At 65.3% G+C, this 22,869-nt stretch carries 22 protein-coding genes; 8 read left to right on the plus strand and 14 right to left on the minus strand.

Annotated features, from left to right (window positions below):
* Positions 1–130: 130 nt before the first annotated feature.
* A complete protein-coding gene (locus tag GRI59_RS03180; RefSeq protein ID WP_160759740.1) occupies positions 131–973 on the plus strand; it encodes a hypothetical protein in 843 nt (280 codons plus the stop codon).
* On the opposite strand, the gene GRI59_RS03185 is transcribed toward GRI59_RS03180, so the two are convergent.
* The 6 genes from GRI59_RS03185 to GRI59_RS03210 all read right to left on the minus strand — a co-directional run bounded on the left by GRI59_RS03185 (position 970) and on the right by GRI59_RS03210 (position 8,486).
* The gene (locus GRI59_RS03185; RefSeq protein WP_160759741.1) at positions 970–2,274 is read right to left on the minus strand and encodes a DUF445 domain-containing protein; all 1,305 of its coding nucleotides are present in this window, start codon (positions 2,272–2,274) and stop codon (positions 970–972) included. The two genes, GRI59_RS03180 and GRI59_RS03185, sit on opposite strands and share 4 nt — an antisense overlap.
* A 46-nt stretch (positions 2,275–2,320) precedes the next feature.
* Positions 2,321–5,875 carry an efflux RND transporter permease subunit gene (locus tag GRI59_RS03190; protein WP_160759742.1) on the minus strand — a complete coding sequence of 1,185 codons (3,555 nt, stop codon included), beginning with the start codon at positions 5,873–5,875 and terminating at the stop codon, positions 2,321–2,323.
* Between the two features lie 80 nt (positions 5,876–5,955).
* Complete coding sequence (locus GRI59_RS03195; RefSeq protein ID WP_183363524.1) at positions 5,956–7,146, minus strand: efflux RND transporter periplasmic adaptor subunit; 1,191 nt, start codon at positions 7,144–7,146, stop codon at positions 5,956–5,958.
* A gap of 193 nt (positions 7,147–7,339) precedes the next feature.
* Positions 7,340–7,606 carry a GlsB/YeaQ/YmgE family stress response membrane protein gene (locus GRI59_RS03200; RefSeq protein ID WP_160759744.1) on the minus strand — a complete coding sequence of 89 codons (267 nt, stop codon included), beginning with the start codon at positions 7,604–7,606 and terminating at the stop codon, positions 7,340–7,342.
* Positions 7,607–7,740: 134 nt separating this feature from the next.
* A complete protein-coding gene (sciP, locus tag GRI59_RS03205) occupies positions 7,741–8,040 on the minus strand; it encodes a CtrA inhibitor SciP (protein ID WP_068350083.1) in 300 nt (99 codons plus the stop codon).
* Positions 8,037–8,486, minus strand: coding sequence for a hypothetical protein (locus GRI59_RS03210; protein ID WP_160759745.1), 450 nt, complete (start codon positions 8,484–8,486; stop codon positions 8,037–8,039). The genes sciP and GRI59_RS03210 overlap by 4 nt, the downstream gene beginning before the upstream one ends.
* A gap of 194 nt (positions 8,487–8,680) precedes the next feature.
* Between GRI59_RS03210 and mnmA the strand changes: the two genes are divergently transcribed.
* Positions 8,681–9,817, plus strand: coding sequence for a tRNA 2-thiouridine(34) synthase MnmA (gene mnmA, locus GRI59_RS03215; protein ID WP_419866791.1), 1,137 nt, complete (start codon positions 8,681–8,683; stop codon positions 9,815–9,817).
* Positions 9,818–9,935: 118 nt separating this feature from the next.
* Here mnmA and GRI59_RS03220 read toward each other — a convergent pair whose 3' ends face one another.
* Complete coding sequence (locus GRI59_RS03220) at positions 9,936–10,286, minus strand: hypothetical protein (protein WP_160759747.1); 351 nt, start codon at positions 10,284–10,286, stop codon at positions 9,936–9,938.
* Between the two features lie 34 nt (positions 10,287–10,320).
* Here GRI59_RS03220 and GRI59_RS03225 point away from each other — a divergent pair, with 34 nt between their 5' ends.
* Positions 10,321–11,466, plus strand: coding sequence for a serine hydrolase domain-containing protein (locus GRI59_RS03225; protein ID WP_160759748.1), 1,146 nt, complete (start codon positions 10,321–10,323; stop codon positions 11,464–11,466).
* A gap of 58 nt (positions 11,467–11,524) precedes the next feature.
* Here the strand turns inward: GRI59_RS03225 and GRI59_RS03230 are convergent, their stop codons facing one another.
* A complete protein-coding gene (locus tag GRI59_RS03230; RefSeq protein ID WP_160759749.1) occupies positions 11,525–12,331 on the minus strand; it encodes a PhzF family phenazine biosynthesis protein in 807 nt (268 codons plus the stop codon).
* Between the two features lie 11 nt (positions 12,332–12,342).
* Positions 12,343–13,011, minus strand: a complete 669-nt coding sequence (gene pdxH, locus GRI59_RS03235; RefSeq protein ID WP_160759750.1) for a pyridoxamine 5'-phosphate oxidase — start codon at positions 13,009–13,011, stop codon at positions 12,343–12,345.
* A 140-nt stretch (positions 13,012–13,151) separates the two neighbouring features.
* Between pdxH and GRI59_RS03240 the strand changes: the two genes are divergently transcribed.
* Genes GRI59_RS03240 through GRI59_RS03255 form a run of 4 tightly spaced genes read left to right on the plus strand, consistent with a single transcriptional unit; the run spans position 13,152 to position 17,006 of the window.
* Positions 13,152–14,132, plus strand: coding sequence for a DnaJ C-terminal domain-containing protein (locus GRI59_RS03240; protein ID WP_160759751.1), 981 nt, complete (start codon positions 13,152–13,154; stop codon positions 14,130–14,132).
* A gap of 23 nt (positions 14,133–14,155) precedes the next feature.
* Complete coding sequence (locus tag GRI59_RS03245; RefSeq protein WP_160759752.1) at positions 14,156–15,151, plus strand: YihY/virulence factor BrkB family protein; 996 nt, start codon at positions 14,156–14,158, stop codon at positions 15,149–15,151.
* Positions 15,152–15,174: 23 nt separating this feature from the next.
* Positions 15,175–15,969: an enoyl-ACP reductase FabI gene (fabI, locus tag GRI59_RS03250; RefSeq protein ID WP_183363579.1), complete on the plus strand. Its 795-nt coding sequence runs from the start codon at positions 15,175–15,177 to the stop codon at positions 15,967–15,969.
* Positions 15,970–15,992: 23 nt separating this feature from the next.
* Entirely contained in the window at positions 15,993–17,006 is a 1,014-nt protein-coding gene (locus GRI59_RS03255; protein WP_160759754.1) for an NAD-dependent epimerase/dehydratase family protein, read from the plus strand.
* 3 nt (positions 17,007–17,009) lie between these two features.
* Here the strand turns inward: GRI59_RS03255 and GRI59_RS03260 are convergent, their stop codons facing one another.
* Positions 17,010–17,561: a hypothetical protein gene (locus GRI59_RS03260; RefSeq protein WP_160759755.1), complete on the minus strand. Its 552-nt coding sequence runs from the start codon at positions 17,559–17,561 to the stop codon at positions 17,010–17,012.
* A gap of 154 nt (positions 17,562–17,715) precedes the next feature.
* On the opposite strand from GRI59_RS03260, the gene GRI59_RS03265 reads away from it, so the two are divergent.
* Positions 17,716–19,005 (plus strand): nucleotide sugar dehydrogenase, encoded by a 1,290-nt coding sequence (locus GRI59_RS03265; protein WP_160759756.1) that lies wholly within the window; start codon positions 17,716–17,718, stop codon positions 19,003–19,005.
* 127 nt (positions 19,006–19,132) lie between these two features.
* Here GRI59_RS03265 and GRI59_RS03270 read toward each other — a convergent pair whose 3' ends face one another.
* The 4 genes from GRI59_RS03270 to GRI59_RS03285 form a co-directional block, all read right to left on the minus strand.
* On the minus strand, positions 19,133–19,654 hold the full coding sequence (locus GRI59_RS03270) for a demethoxyubiquinone hydroxylase family protein (protein WP_160759757.1): 522 nt from the start codon (positions 19,652–19,654) through the stop codon (positions 19,133–19,135).
* 23 nt (positions 19,655–19,677) lie between these two features.
* Positions 19,678–20,130: a disulfide bond formation protein B gene (locus tag GRI59_RS03275; protein ID WP_160759758.1), complete on the minus strand. Its 453-nt coding sequence runs from the start codon at positions 20,128–20,130 to the stop codon at positions 19,678–19,680.
* Between the two features lie 12 nt (positions 20,131–20,142).
* Entirely contained in the window at positions 20,143–21,504 is a 1,362-nt protein-coding gene (locus GRI59_RS03280) for a S41 family peptidase (RefSeq protein WP_160759759.1), read from the minus strand.
* A gap of 133 nt (positions 21,505–21,637) precedes the next feature.
* Complete coding sequence (locus GRI59_RS03285; protein ID WP_160759760.1) at positions 21,638–22,864, minus strand: murein hydrolase activator EnvC family protein; 1,227 nt, start codon at positions 22,862–22,864, stop codon at positions 21,638–21,640.
* Positions 22,865–22,869: the final 5 nt, after the last annotated feature.

Here is a 22,869-nt window from a genome sequence, read left to right on the forward strand (position 1 = left end):
GCACTCGCGAAAAAAGACTTTATCCTGTTACGAACCTCCGGCAGCTTACGCGTCTGCCGGAGGTTTTTTCATGCGTCGCACAGCTCTTGCCTTCGCCGCGCTTGCGGTAGCCCTCCAGCCTTCGCCAGCCATGGCCGAACCGGTCGTGGTTGAGCCCGGTAGCCAGTGGAGTGTCGATTTCGACAAGAACAAGTGCCGCATGATCCGCCTGTTCGGGCCGGAAAGCGATCGCAATGTGCTGATCCTCGAGCAATATACTCCGGGAGCGACTTTCAGCATGACAGTCGGCGGGTCGGCCGTCGGGTCGATCACAGCGGATAGGGCAAGCACCATCCGCTTTTGGCCCGATGCGGCCCCGGCAAAGCACGAGCCGCTGGTCGGCCCGTTGGAGGGTTATGGCCGCTCGCTGTTCTTCCTGAGCGTCGGGCTGATCGCCCCTGACAAGGCCAAGCCGGACCCCAAGGCACCCGCCCCCTCTGCGCCGATGCTCGATGCATCACTGGCCGCGCACGTGCGCTTCGTCGAAATCGGCGATGCCGACGGGCAGGTGCGCCTGATGACAGGCCCGCTTGATCGCCCGGTCAGGGTCATGAACGAATGTCTGCTTGATCTGATCGGTTCGTGGGGCCTCGATCCCGAACAGCACCGCACTGCAACCCGCAATGCGCGCCTGCTCAATGAACAAGCGGCGATGCAGAAGCTCTACAGCTATCTTCCGTGGAGCCGGATCGGCAAGAATAACGAGATGGCTGTGATGCGCATCCGCCTGATCACCAGCGCGGATGGCAAGGTGGAGAGCTGCGCGCTGGTCGAGAACACCGACCCCAAGCTGGAAGCCGCTACCTGTAAAGGGCTGAAACAGGCGCGGCTGGAGCCTGCACTTGACGCTGCGGGCGAGCCGATGCGGTCCCATCTGGCGATCACCATGTATTTCGGGCCGGTGGTGACGGTGATGCAGTCAATCCCGGGCTAAAGCACCGTCGTAATGAAGTGCAGCGTCATCCCCACCAGCCCGCCGACTAGCGTGCCGTTGATGCGGATGAACTGGAGGTCGCGGCCGACGGCGCCTTCGACGCGGTCTGTGATGGTCGTCGCGTCCCAGCGCTTGACCGTTTCTGACACCAACCGGACGATCTGGTCGCCATAGCGGGTGGCGACGCCGACCATCGTGCGGCGGGCAAAGCGGTTGATCTGGAGTTGCAACCGCTCGTCCTTTTGCAACGCCGTGCCCAGTTCGGCGAGCATGTTGCGCATTTCCTCGCCCATCCCGCTTTCGGGATCGCGCGCGCGGGTGATGAGCGAGCGGCGGATGCGTTCCCACACGCCCGTCCACCACACCGCGACGGCAGGATTGGCGATCAGATCGCGCTTCATCTCTTCAACCTTGGCGCGGGTTTCGGGATCGTGCTGCAAATCCTGCCCCAGCTTGGCGAGGCCTTCCTCGATCTTGCCGCGCAGGGGGTGGTCGGGGTTCACCAGCACCTCGGCCAGCAGCTTGTACAGCCCGTCGAGCACGCTGGAGGAGATGGTCTTGTCGATCCCCGCCCAGCGCAGCACGCCCGCCACCCGCTGGTGGATGATGTCGCGCAAGGTCTCCTCATTGTCCTCGATGGTGAGGCCCGCCCAGCGCACGAAGCCGTCGATCAGCGGCTGGTGACGCTTGTCGGCCATCGTCGTCTCGATCATGCGGCCCGCAAGCGGGGCAATGTCGAGCTTTGCCAGCTGGCCCGCGAGGCCCGATCGCACCTGATTGCCGAGCCGGTCAGGATCGAGGCTTTCCAGCACCTCGGCCAGCAATTCCGCCGCGCCCGAGGTGATCCGCGAGCGTTCGTCCACCATCTCGCCTTTGGGGCCCCGTTCGGGCGAGGCCGCAAGGAACTCGCCCGCTGCCTTGGCGACGTTCATCCCCGCCATCCGCCGCGCGACCACGGCGGGGGTGAGGAAGTTCTCCCGCAGGAACTGCGCCATGGTGTCGGCGATGCGGTCCTTGTTTTCGGGAATGATCGCGGTGTGCGGGATCGGCAGGCCAAGCGGGTGGCGGAACAGTGCCGTCACCGCGAACCAGTCCGCCAGCCCGCCCACCATCGCCGCTTCGGCAAAGGCGTTGAGATAGGCCCAGGCGGGGTGGCCGGTCGCAGCCAGGCCGTGGGTGGCGATGAAGATCAGCGCCATCGCCGCCAACATGCCGGTCGCCGTCCAGCGCATCCGTCGGGCACGATCGACCGTGAGCGGTTGGCCGCCGAGCGTCAGAGGCCTCAGAGAACGCGTTGCCATTCTGTGGCCTTAGCCCGCTTCGGGGTCGTTCGTCACGCCCTTACGATCACTCGGCCGGTTCACCGCCCGGTGGCGTCAGCTTGGCGAGGCCGGGGAACGGCCGATCCGGCATTGTCGGGGCCACAGCGTTTTCGTCGCCCGGCTTATAGGTCAGCATCCGTGCGCGCAGCACCGGGCCAACGCGCTTTTCGAAACTGTCCGCCAGACTAAAGCCCGCCGGCACGATCAGAAGGGTCAGCAGCGTCGAGAGCACCAGCCCGCCGATCACCACGATGCCCATCGGCTGGCGCCACGCCCCGTCGCCAGACAGCGACAGTGCCACCGGCACCATACCCGCCGTCATCGCGACGGTGGTCATCACGATCGGCTGCGCGCGCTTGTGCCCGGCGTCCATGATCGCATCGATCTGGCCGACGCCCTTGTTCATCTCCTCGATCGCGAAGTCGATCAGCAGGATCGAGTTCTTCGAAACGATGCCGAGCAGCAGCAGAATGCCGATATAGACCGGCATGGACTGCGGCTGACCCAAGAGCCAGATCAGCAAGATGCCGCCGAGCGGCGCCAATGCGAGCGAAGTCATGTTCACCAGCGGGCTCATGAGCCGCTTGTAGAGCAGCACCAGCACCGCAAACACCAGCATGACGCCCGCGATGATCGCGATGATGAGGTTAGTGACCAGTTCGGCCTGCCATTCCTCTTCGCCCACCACGTCGCGAATCACGCCGACTGGCAGCTCCTGCAACACCGGCAACGCATCGATCTGCGCCTGCGCTTCGCCCTTCAGCACGCCTGCGGCCAAGTCGGCTCCCACCAGCACGCGGCGGTTCTGGTTGTAGCGCTGGATCGCGGTCGGGCCGGAACCGAAGGTGATGTCGGCGACGCGGCTCAGCGGCACGGAACCGCCATTGGAAAGCGGCACAGGCAGGTTCTCGATTGTGCGGAAATCGGCGCGTGCGGCTTCCGACAGGCGCACCACGATCGGGATCTGGCGATCCGAGAGCGAGAAGCGCGCGGCGTTCTGTTCGATCTCACCCAGCGTCGCGATGCGGATCGTCTGCGACAGGGCCACCGTGGTGATGCCGAGCTCAGCTGCGATCTTGTCACGCGGGGTGATGATGATTTCAGGACGGTTGAGGTCAGCACTGATGCGCGGGGCGACCAGCGACTTGAGCCCGCGCATCTCCTCCACCAGCTGCGCGGCGGTCTGATCGAGCAGCACCGGATCGGAACCCGCCAGCATCACGGTCATATCACGGCCCGAGCCGAACCCACCGGACTGTGACTGGAACCGCACGCGGGCATCGGGGAACTTGGCGAGATCGGGCGCAAGCTCACGCTCGAACTCGACCGAGGTGCGCTGGCGATCTTCCTTCAATTTGACGAAGATCGACGAGCTGTCACCCAGCCGGATGCGTTCCAGCAGGCGTTCGACTTCCGGCTCCTTGCGCAGGCGATCGGCGACGGTGTTCACCACCCGCTTGGTTTCGGCGAGCGTGGTGCCGGGCACCATCTCGATTTCAACGCGGCTGTTTTCGTCATCGATGGTGGGCTGGAACTGGCCGGGGATCTGGCCGAACAGCAGGATCGTCACCAGCAGCGAGAACCAGCCGATGCCGAGCATCCAAATGCGGTGATCGTAAAACCGCGCCGTCATCCAGCGCGTGCCGCGGGCAAATTTGCTGTCGCCGCCCGCCGGAGCCTCGATCGCCTTGAACGCGGCGAAGGCGGCAAAGAAGGACAGCAGCGAGACCAGCAGCACGATCACCACTTCGAACACCTTGGCGACAATTGTGTGCGCGGTGGTGTTGGGATCGGCTGAGACGACCGTGGCGATCTGCTTATGCACGTCGAGCCCGATCAGGCCCTTCCACGGCGGCGCGGCGCCCATGCCTTCTGCAACCATGGCCGAGATCGAACCGCTTGCCAGTTCGAACATCGCCAGCGCCGGGACGATCAGCAGCACGATCACCGCCAACAGCAGCGTCAGCACATAGACCGCGCGGTGGCGCGGGCCGTCGAGCCCGGCGCGGCGCGCGGCCATGCGGCCGGTGTCGAGCGTCCAGGCCAGCACCCGCATATAGGCGTCGATCATCGGCCCCTCGCCATGTTCGGCGTGGCCCTTGGACTTCAGGAAATAGGCCGCCATCAGCGGCGTGACCATCCGCGCGACGGCCAGCGACATGAGCACCGCGATCACCACGGTGATGCCGAAGTTCTGGAAAAACTGGCCCGACACGCCCGGCATCAGGCCCACGGGCAGGAACACTGCGACGATGCAGAAGCTGGTGGCAACCACCGGCAGGCCGATTTCGTCAGCCGCGTCGATACTCGCCTGATAGGCCGATTTGCCCATGCGCATATGGCGCACGATATTCTCGATCTCCACGATCGCATCGTCGACCAGCACCCCTGCCACCAGCGCCAGCGCCAGCAGCGACAGGAAGTTGAGGTTGAAGCCCAGCAGATCCATGAACCAGAAGGTCGGGATCGCCGACAGCGGGATTGCGACCGCCGAGATAAAGGTTGCGCGCCAATCACGCAGGAACAGGAACACCACGACCACCGCGAGCACCGCGCCTTCAACCAGCGCCCACATTGAGGACTTGTACTGGCCGCGCGTATAAGTCGTGCTGGTCGACAGCTTGATGAACTTCACGCCTTCGTTCTCGGCCTCGATCTTGTCCATCTCGGCCAACGCAGCGTCATAGACCGCAAGGTCCGATGCGCCGCGCGCGCGGTTCATCATGAAGTTCACGACTTCCTTGCTGTTGACCTCGGAAATCGAGGTGCGTTCGGAAAAACCGTCCCGCACCTTGGCGATATCGGCGAGCCGCACGGTGCGCCCGCCGCCAAGCTGGATCTGGGTCTGCGACAGGGCGAACGCCGTGTCCGAGTTGCCGAGCACGCGGAGCGACTGGCGGGTGCCGCCAATCTCAGCAAGGCCGCCTGCGGCATCGAGATTGCCCTGACGCAGCGCCGCATTGATCTGCGAGGCGGTGACGCCGAAAGATTGCATCCGCGCTGGATCGAGGATCACTTCGATCTGCCGGTCGACCCCGCCGAAGCGCTGGACTTCGGCCATGCCTTCGATCTTCAACAGCCGTTTGGCGACGGTATCGTCGATGAACCAGCTCAGCTGTTCCAGCGTCATGTCATTGGCTTCGACCGCGACATAGCCGATCGGCTCGCCCACCACGTCGACCTTTGAGACCTGTGGTTCCAGAATGCCGTCGGGCAAGCTGCCGCGCACCGAATCGATCGCGGTTTCGACCTCGTTCACCGCTTCGATCAGGTTGGTGCCGATCTCGAATTCAACGAAGGTTTGCGACGAGCCCTCGCGCGCGGTCGACTGGATCGAATTGACCCCGCTGATCGAACGCAGCGCGCTTTCCACGCGCTGGGTGATCTGGTTCTCGATCTCGGTCGGGGACGCGCCCGGCTGGGAGATGTTGACCCGCACCGCCGGGAAATCGACATCCGGATTGTTGGTCACGTCCATTTGCAGGAAGCTGACGATCCCCGCAAACAGCAGGCCGGTGAAGAACACCAGAGGGATCACCGGATTGCGGATCGACCAGGCCGAGATGTCGCGTAGAGCCATGATATTCCTGCCTGTGTTTCGCCGGTGCTGCGCCCGCTCCCCGTCAGTTACGCGGAAAACCGCCGCGGGGATGGACGCGATTACTTCTTGAGGGGCTGGGGGTTGACGGTTTCGCCGGGGTTGAGGAACCCGCCGGCGCGCAGCACCACCTGCTCATTGCCGGTGAGGCCTTCGGTGATGGCGAGGCCGTTGGCCGTCACCGCACCGGTCTTGACCGGGCGGCGCACCGCTTTCTTGTCCTTGCCGATGACATAGACAAAGCTGCCTTGGCTATCGGCGAGCACGGCGCTTTCGGGAAGAACCGTTGCGCTGAAGCTGCCCGAATTGATCCGCGCCGTGGCAAAGCCGCCGGGCCGCAGTTCGGGCGCAAAGGGCAGCGCGATCCGCGCCGTGCCCTGCCGGGTCGTCGCATCGATGACCGGGGCAACCTGCCAGATCTGGCCCGAGAAGCTCTTTTCCGATCCGGTTGGGGTGATGGTCGCCATCGTGCCGACCGAAAGCTTCGCCAGCTGTTCTTCGGAAAGCTGGGCGAGCATTTCCATCTCGCCGCCGCTGGCGATGGTGAACAGCGCCGGAGAGCCTGCACCGACCGTCTGACCGGGCTCGACATTGCGGGCGAGAACATAGCCAGTGGCGGGCGCATAGATATTGAGCCGCTCGTTCCGCGCGCGCTGTTCGCCGAACTGCGCCTGCGCGACCTTCACGCGGGCAACGGCGGAATCGCGCACGGCGGTCAGCCGGTCAATATCGGCCTTGGAAACAAACCCGCGCGCCACCAGCTGGGCGGCGCGATCAAGGTTGGCCTGGGCCAGATTGGCGTCAGCCTTGGCGACATCGATCTGCGCGGATTGTGCGGCGGCCTGCTGGACCTGCACCGAACGGTCGATCACTGCCAGCACCTGACCCTGCTGCACCCAATCGCCCGCATCGACAGTGACGCGCAGCACTTGCCCGCCTTCGCCCACAACGCCAACCGGCATCGGGCGGCGTGCCGCCAGAGTGCCGGGCGCCTCAATCTCGCCTGCGACCGTCGTCATACCGGGCGTGACAACGGTAACCGAAGGGGCCTGCGAATTGTCATCATCAACCGCCACCGGCTCGCCGCCGGCCAGCGCAAACCACGCCGCGACCGCCAACAGCAGCCCGAACACGCCAAGCCCGCCGACAATCAGCCAACGCGGGAGCGCGGGCGCGGCAAGCGTGCGCGCACCGGAAAACTCGGTGGTCACCCCGTCGGCGGCCTCGGCCCTGATCGTCGTCTCGTAATTCATCGCCATTCCCTCACTCGGACCGGTCCCGCGCAGCGGACACTCCGGCCACGAAGTGTATTACTCGCATAAGTCACCAACTGCAACGCCTCATAGATTGTCGGGCGTTGGGCCGCAATGACTGCATCGACCGATGACTTTCAGCCTAGACGAAAGGCACGCGTCAGCGGTTCGGGGTGAGGAAAGGGCTATCGCATCAGCGCACTCGGCCGCGCTGGATCAGATTGACGATCCCGAGCAACACCACCGCGCCGATGACGGCAACGATCAGTCCGCGGATCGAGAATTCCTGCACGCTGCCACTGATGCCGAGCAAGGGGCCGGCAATCAAATTGCCAATCACCGAGCCGACGCAGCCGACGACGATGTTGAGGACGACGCCCATCGATGCATCGCGATTCATCAGAAGGCTGGCCAGCCAGCCCGCCAAACCGCCAACAATCAACGCGATAATCCATCCCATAAAGTGTCTCCCATGCCGGCAGCTGGTGCGCGAGATGTGCGCGCTGCCGTGCAAGGGGAGTGCCGCCAAACGACGACAGCCCGCAACGCCTTACGGGCAGAGCGGGCTTCCGGCGGGACGAATCGAAGCTGGAGTCAGTACTTGAGCTGGCGCTCGTAGAGGTCGCGGTAGTGCTGAATCTTCGTGACACGCAGCCCGTGCATCCCCGAACGATCGACCGCACGCTGCCACGAAGCGAACTCCTCCAGCGTCAGGCCATAGCGCGCGAGCGCTTCGTCAAGCGTCAGCAGCCCGCCATTGACGGCAGCCACCACCTCGGCCTTGCGCCGCACCACCCAACGCTTGGTCTGGGGAGAAGGCAGGTCGGCAAGCGTCAGCGGCTCGCCAAGCGGGCCGATAACCTGTGCGGGGCGGATGTCCTGGTTCTCAATCATTGCTTGTCTCTCGCATCGCCGCAGGGTGCGTCGGAGGGTAATCCTTTCGCGTCGCCCGGGCGGTTGGCTTCGTTGAAGCCAACCTTTGCACCCAAGGCTTTAGATTGCCCTAAAGTATCAAGGTTAACACCCGGTTCGCTATCGTCGAGAAGCGCAAAGTAACTTGCAGCCGCATCGCCGAAGCTGGCTGCTGTCTGCTCGATCGGGGCGTGCGATTCGGTCCGCAGCAGCAGCCGCAGGTCGCGCGCCGCGTTGAGCCGCGCGGTTAGCTCACTCCATTCGAGCGCGCGCAGAGCTTCCCCCGCGCGCCGTGCCGGACGCAGTGCGAATCGCTCCTCACCGCCACTGGAGGACGTGGTTCGCACGCGGGTGCGCTCCTCGGCGGGACGACCACCGGAAAGCGCGCCGCTGTGCGCATTGAAAGGCTTGGCTTTCTCAAACATCATCGCCCTTCCTAACCCGAGTACGTCAAAATCCGGTAAAACCGGTGTTTACCTGAGCTTAGGAATAGCGCGGGCGGACCGGGCAAGATTATCTTGCTGAAATCGCGCACCGAATTGGTGCCACTGGCGAAGCGGGCAAAGGCTCGCTATATCGCGGCCCGCTCATGGAAACCCCTGCCCTTCTCGACACCGGCCTAATGGCCAAAAGCGAGGCCGCCGCGCTGTTCGATCTGCCGCGCGCCGCCGCCGATTGCCGGATCGTCGTGGCGATGAGCGGCGGAGTCGATTCCTCGGTGGTCGCCGCACTTGCCCATGCCAGCGGCGCGGAAGTGATCGGCATCACACTCCAGCTTTACGATTATGGCGCTGCGACGGGCCGCAAGGGTGCGTGCTGCGCGGGCGACGACATTCGCGATGCGCGCGCCGTGGCTGACCGGCTCGGCATCGCGCATTATGTCTTCGACCATGAAAGCGCCTTCCGCGAAGAGGTGGTCGAACAGTTCGCGGACGAATACCTCGCGGGGCGCACCCCGGTGCCCTGCATTCGCTGCAATATGGGCCCGAAGTTCACCGATCTGTTCCGCATGGCGCGCGAATTGGGCGCGGACTGTCTGGCGACCGGGCATTATGTCCGGCGGGTGATGACGGAGGGCGGCCCGCAATTGCACCGCGCCTTCGATCCGGCGCGCGATCAGTCCTACTTTCTTTACGGCACCACCGAAGCGCAGCTCGCTTACCTGCGCTTTCCGCTGGGCGGGATGCCCAAGCCGCAGGTGCGCGAGCTGGCCGAAGCGGCGGGCCTGCGCAACGCGGCCAAGCCGGATTCGCAGGACATCTGCTTCGTGCCCGATGGCAATTACGCCAAGATCGTCACCAAGGTGCGCCCCGAAGGCGCGGCCCCTGGCGCGATCGTCCACGCTGCCACCGGCGAGACGCTTGGGACACACAAGGGCATCGTCCATTTCACCGTGGGCCAGCGCAAGGGTCTGGAGATCGGCGGCCAGCCTGAGCCGCTCTACGTGATCGGTCTCGATGCGGCATCGCGCGAAGTCCGGGTCGGGCCAAAGCGGATGCTGGCGGTGAACGCCGCGCGCGTGACCGAAACCAACCGCATCGGGCCGATGGGTGACGAACCGCTGACGGCCAAGGTCCGCAGCCTCGCCAAGCCCGTGCCGGTGACGCTCGAAGGCGCAATCGGCGGGGGCTCTGCGGTCACGATCCGCTTTGCCACGCCAGAATTCGGCGTCGCACCCGGGCAGGCAGCAGTGATCTATGCGGGCGAACGCGTAATCGGCGGCGGGTGGATCGATTCGACCGAAAAGGTCGAGGCCTGAACCTTTTTCCCGTTCGTCCTGAGCTTGTCGAAGGACTGCACTTCTTTGCTGCCTGGGCCTCGGTCCGCGAAGGAAAGACAACCCTTCGACAAGCTCAGGGTGAACGGGAGCGGGCGTTTCACCCCTCCCACGTCTCCAGCACGCAGCCATAGCCTTCGCGATAGGTCGCGGTTGCTTCGGCCACCAGCGGGAAGCGGGCGGTGACGCTCTTCGCCTCGGGATTGTCGCGCAGGGTCACGGCTTCCATCCCGGCGAGCTTGTCCTTGCGGCAGTCTTCAAGACTGCGGCCCGCGACAAAGCGGCACGAACAGGCGACCCGCGCCGAATAGGCCGACGCGATGCTGCCATAGCCATTGATCGGCTCGCGAAACGCCCAGGCAGCTCCGCCCACGCCCAGCGCGATGATCGCCAGCAGCCACAGCCCGTAGCGCGGACGGCGGATCGCTGTGCGGGGGGGTGATTTCGCCATTGCCAAGCCTTCGCGCATCGGGAATTGGGGCCGCATGACCCTTGGATCGCCTGCCCATAATCGCGCGGCCCTGCTAGCGCCAGCCCTGCTGATGCTCGCTGCCTGCGGATCGACGCCGCCGGGGCAAGCCCCCCTCTCCGAAGCCGCGCTCGCCGCGGTGACCGCGGATGGCGGGGCGCCGAAGGACCAGCTTGCCCGGTCGATCGACGATCTGTTTGCGATGCCGGGCCTCGGCGAAACCCGCGCCGTGGTGGTGATGGCAAACGGGAAACTCGCCGCTGAACGCTATGGCCCCGGCTACAGCAAGGACACGCGCTTCGTCAGCTGGTCGATGGCCAAGACGGTCACCGGCGTGTTGATCGGGATGCTGGTCGCTGACGGCAAGCTCAGCCTCGATGCCCCCGCCCCCGTCCCGCTATGGCAGCGCCCCGGCGATCCGCGCGCCGAGATCACCTTGCGCCAGCTGCTTCAGATGCGCAGCGGGCTGCGCCACACCGAAGCGGGCGATCCGCCCTACGAATCGAGCGAGGTCAGAATGCTGTTCCTCGATGGGCGCGACAATATGGCGAAGTGGGCGGAGGAGCAGCCGCTCGAAGCTGAGCCGGGTAAGCAGTTCGAATATTCTTCGAACACCAGCGTGATCCTCGCCGATATCGCCGCGCGCGCGCTGACGGCCAGCACCTCGCCCGATGCGAGGCGCAAGGCAGTGGCGGGATATTTGCAGGAACGGTTGTTCGGCCCGCTCGGCATGACGTCGATGGTACCCGAGTTCGATGCGAGCGGCACGCTGATCGGTGGCAGCCTGATGCACGCCAGTGCGCGCGACTGGGCGAAACTGGGCGAATTCCTGCGGCTGAAAGGCCGCGCGCCCGGCGGCGAGCAATTGGTGCCGCAGCGCTGGGTCGAGGCGATGGTCACCCCCTCGCCCCGCAGCCCGCATTACGGGTTCCAGACCTGGCTCAACCGCCCGATCCCCGGCACACCGGCGAGCGAACACCCGCTATTCCCCGACCGCGCGCCGCAAAGCCTGTTCTCGCTGATCGGGCATATGGGGCAGTATGTGCTGGTCTCGCCCAGTCAGCGCGTGACGCTGGTGCGGCTCGGCCATTCGGACAGCACCCAGCGCCCGCCGATGTTGCAGCAGGCGGCGGATATTCTCGAACTGTATCCGGTGCGTTAGTTTTCCGCACGCCATCCGGCGTACGGTCCTCGCTAGACGCGCAGCAAGCTGCGCCCGACTAGAGGTAGAAGCTACCCTCGACGACAGTGACGCACGGCCCGCCGAGCCATGCCTTATCGCCGTCAAGCCGCAGCGTCAGATCGCCGCCGCGTGTGCTCGCCTGATGGGCGGTGAAGCTGTCACGTCCCAGCCGCTTGGCCCAATAGGGCGTCAGAACAGCGTGGGCCGAGCCGGTGACGCTGTCCTCGTCCACCCCGCCGCCGGGGACGAACACCCGGCTGACGATGTCGGTGCGCTCTCCCGGCGCGGTGCATATGAACTGGTCAATGCCCAAAGCACCCAGCCCGCGAATATCGGGATCGAGCGCACGGATCGCCGCTTCGTCTTCGAACAGGAAGATGTTGTAGCGGGTGTCGTTGCGCCAGACCTCGATCGGCTCGGCGCCGAGCAGCGCCATAGCCTCGGGATAGGCGCGCGGCGCGGTAGGAATCGCGGGCAGCGCCAATTCATACCCTGCGCCGTCATGCCGCACTTCAAGAATGCCCGATTTGCGCGTGCGGAACGTGACGCGATCTAGCGCCTGACCTTCGGCATCGCGGGTCAGCAGCACATGCCCGCTCGCCAGCGTCGCATGGCCGCACAGCGCGATTTCATAGGTCGGCGTGCACCAGCGCAGCTCCCAATCGGCCTCGCCCGTGGCGTCACGCACCACGAAGGCGGTCTCGGCGAAGAGATTCTCGCCCCCGATCTTCACCAACACATCATCGGGTAGCCACTCATCGAGCACCATCACCGCCGCTTGGTTCCCGCCAAACGGCCGCGCGGCGAAGGCATCGACGTGCCAATAGGGGATTTTCTGCGTCATCAGGACAATCCTTAGGGGTAAAGCAGCGTGTCGGACCACGGCGCATCAGCGGCATCGCGGATGAATTCGCGCCGGTCATGCAGCCGGTTGTCGCGGTCGATCCAGAACTCGATCCGGCGCGGGCTCAGGGTGAAGCCCGTCCAATGCGCAGGGCGCGGCACCTTGCCTTCGGCTTCGTGCGCAGCCCACAGCTCCTGCGCCCGGTCGAGATAGGTTTGGCGCTCGGGCAACGGACGCGACTGGTCACTCGCTGCGCTGCCAACCTGGCTCTTGTAGGGGCGCGAGTGGAAATAGGCGTCGGCGCGGGCAGGCGAGACCTCGATTAGCGGGCCTTCAATGCGGATCTGGCGGCGCAGGCTTTTCCAATGGAATAGCAACGCGGCCTGCATATTGGCGCGGATCTGCCCGCCCTTGCGGCTTTCGGCATTGGTGAAGAAGGTGAAGCCTCCGCCGCCCATGCCTTCGGGGTTCTCGTCCTTGCCGTGGCCCTTCAGCAGCACCATCCGCACCGACGGCGCCGCATCAGCGGTCGCGGTGGCCAGTGCCATGGCGTTGGGATCGTTGATCTCTCCCACTTGCGCGGCGGCAAACCACTCCTCGAACAGATCAAATGGATCGCCGCCCGCTGGCAGCACGCTATCCGCCAATTGGGCATCGTCGAGAGGGGTTGCATCGGACATGGGCGCTGAGTTCCTTGGTGGCTGGGGCAGCACATAGTTACGCGCGCGCAGCGGGAAAAGGCGCGTATCGTAAATTTCCCGTTGCCTCGGCATCACCCGCAAGCTTGCACACCGCGACTGTCTCACCTAGCTAATACGCCATGCGCGACCCCTACAGCACTCTTGGCATTGCCCGCACGGCGTCCGAGGCGGACATCAAGAGCGCCTATCGCAAGCTCGCCAAGGAGCTGCACCCCGACCGGAACAAGGACAATCCCCAGGCGTCGGAGAAGTTTTCCGATGCCACCCGCGCCTATGATCTGCTGTCGGACAAGGCGAAGCGCGCGCAATATGACCGCGGCGAGATCGACGGTGAGGGCAATCCCGCCAATCCCTTTGCCGGGATGGGCGCGCGGCCGGGCTATGGCCGGGGCGGCACCTATGGCGCCGGTGGGCCAGGAGCAGCCGACTTTGCGGGTTTCGGTGCGGATGATGTCGATCTCGGCGACCTGTTCGAAGGCCTGTTCGGCGGACGCGCTCGCCAGCAGCAGCCTCCGCCCAAGCGCGGCTTTGGCCGCCAGCCCCCGCCCCCCCCGCCCAAGCGCGGCGCGGACATCCATTACCGGCTCGCCGTTCCGTTCATCGAAGCCGCCGCCGGACGCGACCAGCGCATCACGCTGGCCGATGGCAAGGCGATCAACCTGAAGCTGCCCGCCGGCGTCGAAGACGGCACGATGATGCGTCTCAAGGACAAGGGCCAACCCGGCACCGGCGGCCATGGCGACGGGATCGTCATGGTCGAAGTCGGCAGCCACCCGTTCTTCCGGCGCGAAGGCGACAATATCCGCATGGACCTGCCGATCACCCTCGATGAAGCGGTGCGCGGGGCCAAGGTCAAATGCCCCACAGTCGATGGCGCGGTGATGCTGACGGTCAAGCCGGGCTCTTCGTCCGGAACCGTGCTGCGGCTGGCCGGCAAGGGCTGGACGCGGAAGAACGGCAAGACGGTCGACGGCAAGCCCGAACGCGGCGACCAGTTGGTGACGATTGAGATCCAGTTGCCCGCCGATCTGGAGGCACTGGAACAACGGCTTGATGGCTGGGTAGACACGGCCCGCCCGCGCGAGAAGTTCGGCCTGTAGGCCGGGCGCGCAAGGAGCCCGATATGAGCGCAGACCACCGCGCTGAGCCCAAAGATCAAGAAGTGCGTTCGCTTTCCCCCGAAGCGCGCAAACAGCGCGCCCGCCATGGCGAACATGAAGCGCGCAGCGGGGTGATGGCGCAGCTCAGACGAATACTCGGCCCGGGGAGCCGGGTGTTTGAAGTGGCAGGCCGCGTGCTCGCCGGCACCTATAACGAAGGCTTCATCCACGCCGGAAACCTCGCCTATCTGTCGATGGTGGCGATCTTCCCGTTCTTTGTGCTGGGCGCGGCACTGTTTGAACTGATCGGCGGGCGCGAGAGCGCGCAGGGCATGATCGCAGCAATCGGCCTCGCCTTGCCGCCCACCGTTGCCGAGGTCATCGCCCCGGTCGCCGAAACCGTGATGGGCGCGCGGTCGGGCTGGCTGCTGGGCCTCGGCGCATTGGTCGCGCTGTGGACGGTATCGAGCCTGATCGAGACGATCCGCGACATCCTGCGCCGCGCCTATGGCACCAAGGCGCGGCTGGCGTTCTGGCGGTATCGCCTGCTGTCGGCAGGCCTGATCCTGGGCGCGGTGGTGCTGTTGATGATCTCGCTGTTTTCGCAGGTGGTGATCGGCGCAGCCCAGCAGGTGATTGAAGCGCGCCTGCCGCAACTGGGCGAGCTGATCGCGTGGCTGCGGGTGTCGCGGATCGTGCCCGCGTTAGGCCTTGGCGGGTCGCTATGGGTGCTGTTCGTGACGCTGACCCCCCGTTCCTATCGCGGCAAGGCCTTTCCGAAATGGCCCGGCGCGCTGTTCACGACGGCGTGGTGGGTTTCGGTCACTGCCGCGCTGCCGGTCGTGCTGCGCGATGTTTTCAGCTATGACGTTACTTATGGAAGCCTGGCTGGCACGATGGTGACGCTGTTCTTTTTCTGGCTCGTCGGCCTTGGCCTCGTTATCGGAGCGCAATTGAACGCGGCGCTAGCCGAGCCTGAAAAGCTGGCGGCCAGGCCCGCAGAGGAGACAACAGGATGAATGGTAACGCTGGATCCGGGCTGATGGCGGGCAAGCGCGGGCTGATCATGGGGCTGGCCAATGACAAGTCGCTGGCGTGGGGCATCGCCAAGAAGCTGGCCGAGCACGGCGCGGAACTGGCGTTCTCCTATCAGGGCGATGCGCTGGCCAAGCGGGTGAAGCCGCTCGCCGCCGAGCTGGGCAGCGATTTCACCTTTGAATGCGATGTGTCAAAGATGGAGTCATTGGACGCCGCCTTCGCAACCCTGAAGGAGCGCTGGGACAGCCTCGACTTCGTGGTTCACGCGATCGGCTATTCCGACAAGAACGAGCTGCGCGGCCACTATGTCGATACCAGCCTCGACAATTTCCTGATGACCATGAACATCTCGGCCTATTCGCTGGTCGCCATCACGCAGCGCGCCGCCGCGATCATGCCCGAAACCGGCGGCGCGATCCTGACGCTGAGCTATTACGGCGCAGAAAAGGTCGTGCCGCATTACAACGTCATGGGCGTGGCCAAGGCGGCGCTGGAGACCAGCGTCAAGTATCTCGCCAACGACCTCGGCCCGCGCAATATCCGCGTCAACGCGATCAGCGCCGGGCCGATTAAGACCCTCGCTGCGAGCGGGATCGGCGATTTCCGCTACATCCTCAAGTGGAACGAGTTGAACGCGCCGCTGCGCCGCAATGTCACCATCGACGATGTCGGCGGGGCGGGTCTGTATCTATTGTCTGACCTGTCCTCGGGCGTCACGGGCGAGACGCATCACGTCGATGCAGGCTACCACGTGGTCGGCATGAAGCAGGAAGACGCGCCGGATATCGCCCTTTCTTAAGGGCTTCGGCGTAAGGCGCCCTCATGCGCACCGTTCTTGTCACTGGCTCTGCCGGGTTCATCGGTTTCCACCTCTCGCAATTGCTGCTGGAGGAGGGTTTCCGCGTCGTCGGCTTTGACGGGATGACCGACTACTACGATGTGCGCATTAAGCAGCGGCGGCACCAGATGTTGCTGCAACATCCGCATTTCTCCTGCCTTGAGGGGATGCTGGAGGATTTCGAGACGCTCCACGCGCTCGCTCTGGCGGAAAAGCCCGATGTGATCGTGCACCTCGCCGCGCAAGCCGGGGTGCGGTATTCGCTCGAAAACCCGCGCGCCTATATCGACGCGAACCTCATCGGCACCTTTAACGTGATGGAATGCGCCCGAGAGCTGGGCGTGGATCATCTGCTGATGGCGTCCACCTCATCGGTCTATGGCGCGAATACCGAGATGCCCTTCGGTGAAGACCAGAAGTGCGACACCCCCCTCACCCTCTACGCCGCGACCAAGAAGGCGAACGAGGCGATGGCGCATTCCTATGCCCATCTGTGGAACCTGCCGACCACCATGTTCCGGTTCTTCACGGTCTACGGCCCGTGGGGGCGGCCCGACATGGCGCTGTTCAAGTTCACCCGCGGGATCCTCGAAGGCACCCCGATCGACATCTACAATGATGGCGAGATGTACCGCGACTTCACTTACGTCGCCGATCTGGTGCGCGGCATCCGCCTGCTGATCGACGCGGCACCGGTACGGCCCGACACGCCTGAGGACATCGCGGAAGGCGACAGCCTCTCCCCCGTTGCACCGTTCCGCGTGGTCAACATCGGCAATGGCGGCAAGGTGCGGCTGATGGATTTCATCACCGCGATCGAAGCGGAATGCGGGCGCGAGGCGGTGAAGAATTTCATGCCGATGCAGCAGGGCGATGTGCCGGCCACCTGGGCGGATGCGTCCTTGCTCAAATCCCTGACAGGCTACGCCCCGCAAACCTCGTTCCGCGAAGGCGTGGCTCGGTTTGTGGCGTGGTACCGGGATTACTACCGGGTTTAGCGTTTACTTGGGCGGCGGAGGTGGCGCATTTTCGCCCGGCAAATCGCCCTGCCGTTCGCGTTCGAGCCGCTGCATATATTCGCGCTCGATCATTTCGACCCGCTCCTGCTCGGCAGCGGCATCGGCGTCGATGGTGGAGAGACGCTCGGCCCTCGCTTCCTCGATCAGCCTGCCGAAGCGGACGCCATCCTCCTCGGCCTTGTCCTTGTAGGCGGCTTCGATGAACTTCTGGGTGCAGCCGGTGAACCCGCCCGCGCCGGCCGGGCTACAGCTCATCGCGCCGAAATCGCCGACATACTTGATCTGGTCGACCTGCCGCGCGAGCGACTGATTGGCGGGATTGTCGCTGTAGCGCAGGTTGGAGGGGATACGGTACCGCTCCTCCTCGACCAGAATCTCGCACACCACCACTTCGCCGGGCTGCGCGACCGGGCATTCGGCCTCGCTATAGGCGATCACCATGTTGATCTTCTCATCCGCGCTCTGGGCAGCGGCGGGGGCCGATGCGGCGGCGAAGGCGGCGAGAACGGCGGCGGGGGCGAGCAGATGCTTCATGGCGCGTGATCCTTTGTCGGTGCGCGGGGTATCGAAGGCTAGCAATGCCCGCGACCGGGCCTGCTTGTCTAGTCCGGCGGGACTGAACGCGCGGTGAAGCCGCAAGGCCTGCGTGGTTAGCGAAAAATTGAAATCTCTCGCGCTATGCGGGCGTATGGACGGGAAAATCGCAGTCGTGGGCTTGGGCTATGTCGGCCTGCCAGTCGCCGTGGCGCTGGCCGAGCGGCTCGGCGCGCGCGGCGTTGAGGTCACCGGCTTCGACATCGCCGCCCAGCGCATCGCCCAATTGCGCGCGGGGCATGATGCAACCCGCGAGATTGACGACGCACGGCTGGCGTCATGCGGCCTTGCCGTCAGCGATGACCCGGCGGTGCTGGAAGGCGCGAGCCTGATCATCGTCACCGTGCCGACCCCCATTACCGAAGAACGCCGCCCCGACCTCACCCCTTTGGAGCGTGCCTGCGAAACGATCGGCCCGCGTCTCCAGAAGGGCGCGCTGGTGGTGTTCGAATCGACGGTGTTCCCAGGCGTGACCGAAGATATCTGCGGCCCCTGGCTGGCCGCGCATTCGGGCCTCGAGCAGGGCGAGGACTTCGCGCTCGGGTACAGCCCTGAACGGATCAACCCCGGCGATACCGTGCACCGGCTTGAAACCATCACCAAGATCATCGCCGCCGACAGCCCCGAGGCGCTCGCGCGGATGCGGGCGGTTTACGGCGCGGTGGTCGATGCGGGCCTGCACGAAGCGCCCTCGATCAAGGTGGCCGAGGCCGCCAAGGTGATTGAGAACACACAGCGCGACCTCAACATTGCGCTGATGAACGAAATTGCGCTGATCTTCGACCGCATGGGCCTTGCCACGCGCGATGTGCTGGCGGCGGCGGGGACCAAGTGGAACTTCCTGCCCTTCACCCCCGGCCTGGTCGGCGGGCACTGCATCGGGGTCGATCCCTTCTACCTCACGGCAGCGGCGGAAAAGCTCGGCTACCGGCCCGAGGTGATTCTGGCCGGGCGGCGGATAAATGATGCGATGGGGCAGGCGATCGCGCAGAAGGTCGTGAAGCTGCTGATCGCGGGAGGTGTCTCCCCCTGCCGCGCGCGGGTGGGCGTCATGGGGCTGACCTTCAAGCAGGACGTGCCCGATATCCGCAATTCCAAGGTGCCCGATATCCTCGCCGAACTGCGCGAATATGGGATCGAAGCGCTGGTGAGCGATCCGCTGGCGGACCCGGCGGCGGCGGCGCGGGAATATGGCATCACGCTCAGCCCGGCGGACGACATGGTGCAGCTGGACGCGCTGGTGCTGGCGGTGAACCACGCCGACTACATCGCCAACCCGGCAGACCTGATCGCCCGCGTGCGTAGCGGCGGCGTGCTGGTGGATGTGAAGAGCGCGTTGGACCGTGAAGGGCTGCCAAACCAATTGGTTTATTGGAGTCTTTGATTATGCACCCGCCTCCGCGGGTGCGTCCTCGGCGCTAATCCTTCGCTTCGCTGCGGGCGCCTGCGGGCGGGCGGTCGCCCTTGCGGTCGCTGCGCGACCGTTACAGCGCTCCCCCTCTACCGCTCACCTAGATCCTCTCACTCACCTTGATCGCAAACCGGCATCCGAGCCGGATCGCCCCCGCTAGCAACGGATAGGCGGGTGCACGCTCTGCGCCGTTGGCCATGGCCGCGTCGAGGTGATCGCGTTCGTCGGCGCGGAAGGCTTCGATCATTTCGGCAAGTTCCGGGTCAGCCCCGGAGGCTTCGAGTTTTTCGAGCTGTTCGGTGTAATGCTTGTCGATCTCGGTCTCGACCGCCGCCGTGCAGGCCATCGCCGCTTCCGGGCCGAGCAGCGCGGTGAACGCACCCAGCCCGTATCCCGCCGCCGACCAGAACGGATGCAGCATCGTCGGACGCACGCCGCGCCGGGTCAGCAGCGCGTCAAACTTGGCGCGGTGCTCGGCCTCCTGCGCGGCCATGTGGCGGATTTCGGCCGAATGCGGCCCGCGATCGCCCATCACGGCAAGCTGACCTTCATAGATGCGGGTCGCGCCGAATTCGCCGGCCTGATCGACCCGGATCATGCGGTGGAGTTCATCGCCCTGCATTGTCGGCTCCTTCGTTTGCATTCCTACTTCCTATACGCCGCGAGCGCCACAATGGCCGCACCGCTGACGCTGGAAATCAGGAAATTGAACCCGGCGAGCGAGATGCCCCCCAGGGTCCACGGGGCCACATCGCAGCGGATCAATGGTGCGGCATTGAAGTCCAGCACGTCGGCCCCCGCCATCGGCGCGGTGCAGGCGGTGATCCCCTCCCACCAGCCATATTCGACCCCGGCATGAAAGCCGCCGATCAGCCCGGAGGTCAGGATCGCGAGGCCCGCCAGCGCGGTCCACACCTGCGGCGGCTTCATCAGGTAAGCGAGGAGCCCAATGCCGACTGCGGCAAAATGGGGATAGCGCTGCCACCAGCACATCTCGCACGGCGGCAGGCTGAAACCATATTGCGACACATAGGCCCCGCCCAGCAATGCCGCCGGGACCAGCACGGCAAGCGCGCGGGCCTTACCCAGATTGTCCATCACGCGTCGCCCTTACGGTTTGGCCGGTCGGGGCGCCGGACGAAGCGCGACAGTGCTCTTGGTGGTGCGGCGCAGGGTTTCCATCGCATAATGCAGCTGGAAGTCCTTCACGCCCTGCTGTTCAAGCTGTGCGGCGGTGAGCTGGAAGCGCGGATCGGCGATCTTGTCCGCCTCCATCTCCTCGTCCTTGACCGCGAGTTCGTTGATCAGATGGCCGCGCAAATCGCTCTCGCGGGTCTGGTACTTCATCCGCAGCACGTAATCCGGGTCAGAGATCTGAGGCACGGCGATGTCGGGGCGGATACCGCCCTCCTGCACCGATTTGCCCGCCGGGGTGAAGTACCGCGCCGTGGTGAGCTTGAGCGCGGCATCGGGGCCGAGCGGGAGGAGCGATTGCACGCTCCCCTTGCCGAAACTGCGCTCACCCATGACAAGCGCCCGGCGGTGATCCTGCAACGCCCCCGCAACGATCTCGCTCGCCGAAGCAGAACCGGCGTTGATCAGCACGATCATCGGCACGCCTTCGGCCATGTCGCCGCGATAGACGGTTTCGGCATCGTAGAGCATCGTTTCGCCCCGCGCCCGGCCGCGCTGGCTGACGATGCGGCCATCGCTGAGGAACAGGTCCGACAGCGCCACCGACTCATCCAGGCTCCCGCCCGGATTGTTGCGCAGGTCGAGCACCAGCCCGCTGACGCGCCCGCCCGGCGCCTTCTTCTTGATGTCCTGCCATGCGGCATAGACGTCGGCGCCGACATTGGCGGAGAATTCGTTGACCGTGATGATGCCGATATTACCAGCCGCGACTTCGTGCGTGACCGGCTCAAGCTCGATCACACCGCGGGTCACATTGACTTCGAGCGGTTCTTCGCGGCCCGGACGGAAAATCGTCAGCTGGATCGAAGTCCCCTTCGGCCCGCGCATCTGCGCGACCGCATCGTCAAGCTTGGTGTCGACGATCAGCTTGCCGTTCAGGTGCGTGATGAAATCGCCTGCCTTGACCCCGGCGGTTTCGGCCGGGCTGCCGCGGAACGGCGAGACGACCTTCACCGCGCCATCCTCCATCACCACCGATAGGCCGAGGCCCGAATACTGCCCGTCGATCATCGTCTCCAGTCGTTGGAGATCGCCGCCATCGAGATAGGCCGAATGCGGATCGAGCGCCGCCAGCATCCCATCAATCGCGCCGCGGATCAGCACGTCATCCTCGACCGGCTCGACATAGCTGGACTTCACCCGCTGGAACACCGCGAACAGCTTGGCGAATTCGGGGCCGGCGCGGCCATCGACCTGGGCCATGGTGGCGGTGGTGGCGGGGATCAGCGCGACAGCGGTGACAAGCGCGGCGCTGCGCAGGAGAGCGGCGATTTTCATGGACGTGGCAAGGCTCCTTTGAAGTGGCAAGGTATAGGATTGCCGGTGTGAACGCCAGATGAGAGCGATTGCAGTGCGTCGAGCGTGCCCACGCGGGACAGGGCCAAGCGTTGCCTGTGCGAGATTTCGGCAATTATCTTAAATATTGCAGAGGGTTGACCGGCTTACCCTCGCGCCGCAATTCAATCGTCACCGGCTCCGCCCCACCGCTCGCCCGGCCCATCGGGCTGCCGCCGATCACCAGATCACCTACCGCGACCTCGACCTGCTCAAGCCCGGTGACGAGGCTGGTCCAACCGCCGTCATGTTCGATGATGACGATTCGTCCGAACCCGCGATAGGCCCCGGCAAAGGCAATCCGCCCGCGGGCAGGGGCCACCACCTGTGCATCCTTGGCCGGGGCCAGGCTCAATCCGGTGCTGGCGATGCCGCTGGCGCGTTTGGCTCCGAAGCCTGTCAGCGTGCGGCCCTGCACGGGAAGCTGGAAATCTCGCGGCGGCGGGGTGCTTGCACTCGGCGCGGGCGCGGGTGCAGCGGGGAGCGCAGCGGCCAGATCGGGAGGGCGCAGCACCGGGCCGGGCAGCGCGGCGAGTTCCTGACGGAGCGCCGCCACTTCGCCCAATTTGTCCACCAAACCATCGAGATCGCGCGCTTCCTCGGCCAGAGCGAGTGCGCGCTCGCCTTCACGCTGGGCTGCCCCGCGCGCATTGCGGGAGGCGAGGCGCTGCTGGTTTTCGAGCGTGGCGAGTTCAATACGGCGCTGGCGCAGGGCGCTTTCGCCGCTGCGCATCTGATCAAGCGCACGTGCCGCCTGGGCTTCGAGCGCGCGGCCGCGGTCAAGCTCGCTGCGCAGCGCGGTGGTGCGGGCGCGGATTTGCGGCACGGCACTGTCCAGCACGGCGCGGACATGAACCACGTCCTTGAGCGAGCCCGGTTGCAACGCGGCGAGCGCCAGCGGGCGGCGGGCAGCGGTCTGGAGCGCGGCGGCGAGGCGGGCAGTCGGCTCCTGCTTCTTGGACAGCCGGGCGGTCAACGTGGCGCGGGCTTGCCGCGCGATGGTGAGCCGCGCGCGGGCGACTTCGATGTCAGCTTCCGCCTGCTGGATGCGGGCGGCGAGTGCGGCAGCCTCACTCGCGGTGCGGGTGGCGGCTTCGGTCGCGGCCTCGGCCTCGCGGGTCAGGCGTGCCGCGCGCCCCTCGGCCAAGCGGCTTTCACGGGTGGCACGGGCGAGCGCGGCTTCGGCCTCGTCTGGCGCGAGTAGGGCGATCGACGGAGCGGCCTGTGTTTCAGGCAAAGCCAGCGCCAGCGCTCCGCCGAAGCCAAACATGGCAAGCAAGGTGAGGATGATCGGCCGCGACATGGCGG

It is taken from the genome of Erythrobacter ramosus (assembly GCF_009828055.1).
GTDB lineage: Bacteria > Pseudomonadota > Alphaproteobacteria > Sphingomonadales > Sphingomonadaceae > Erythrobacter > Erythrobacter ramosus.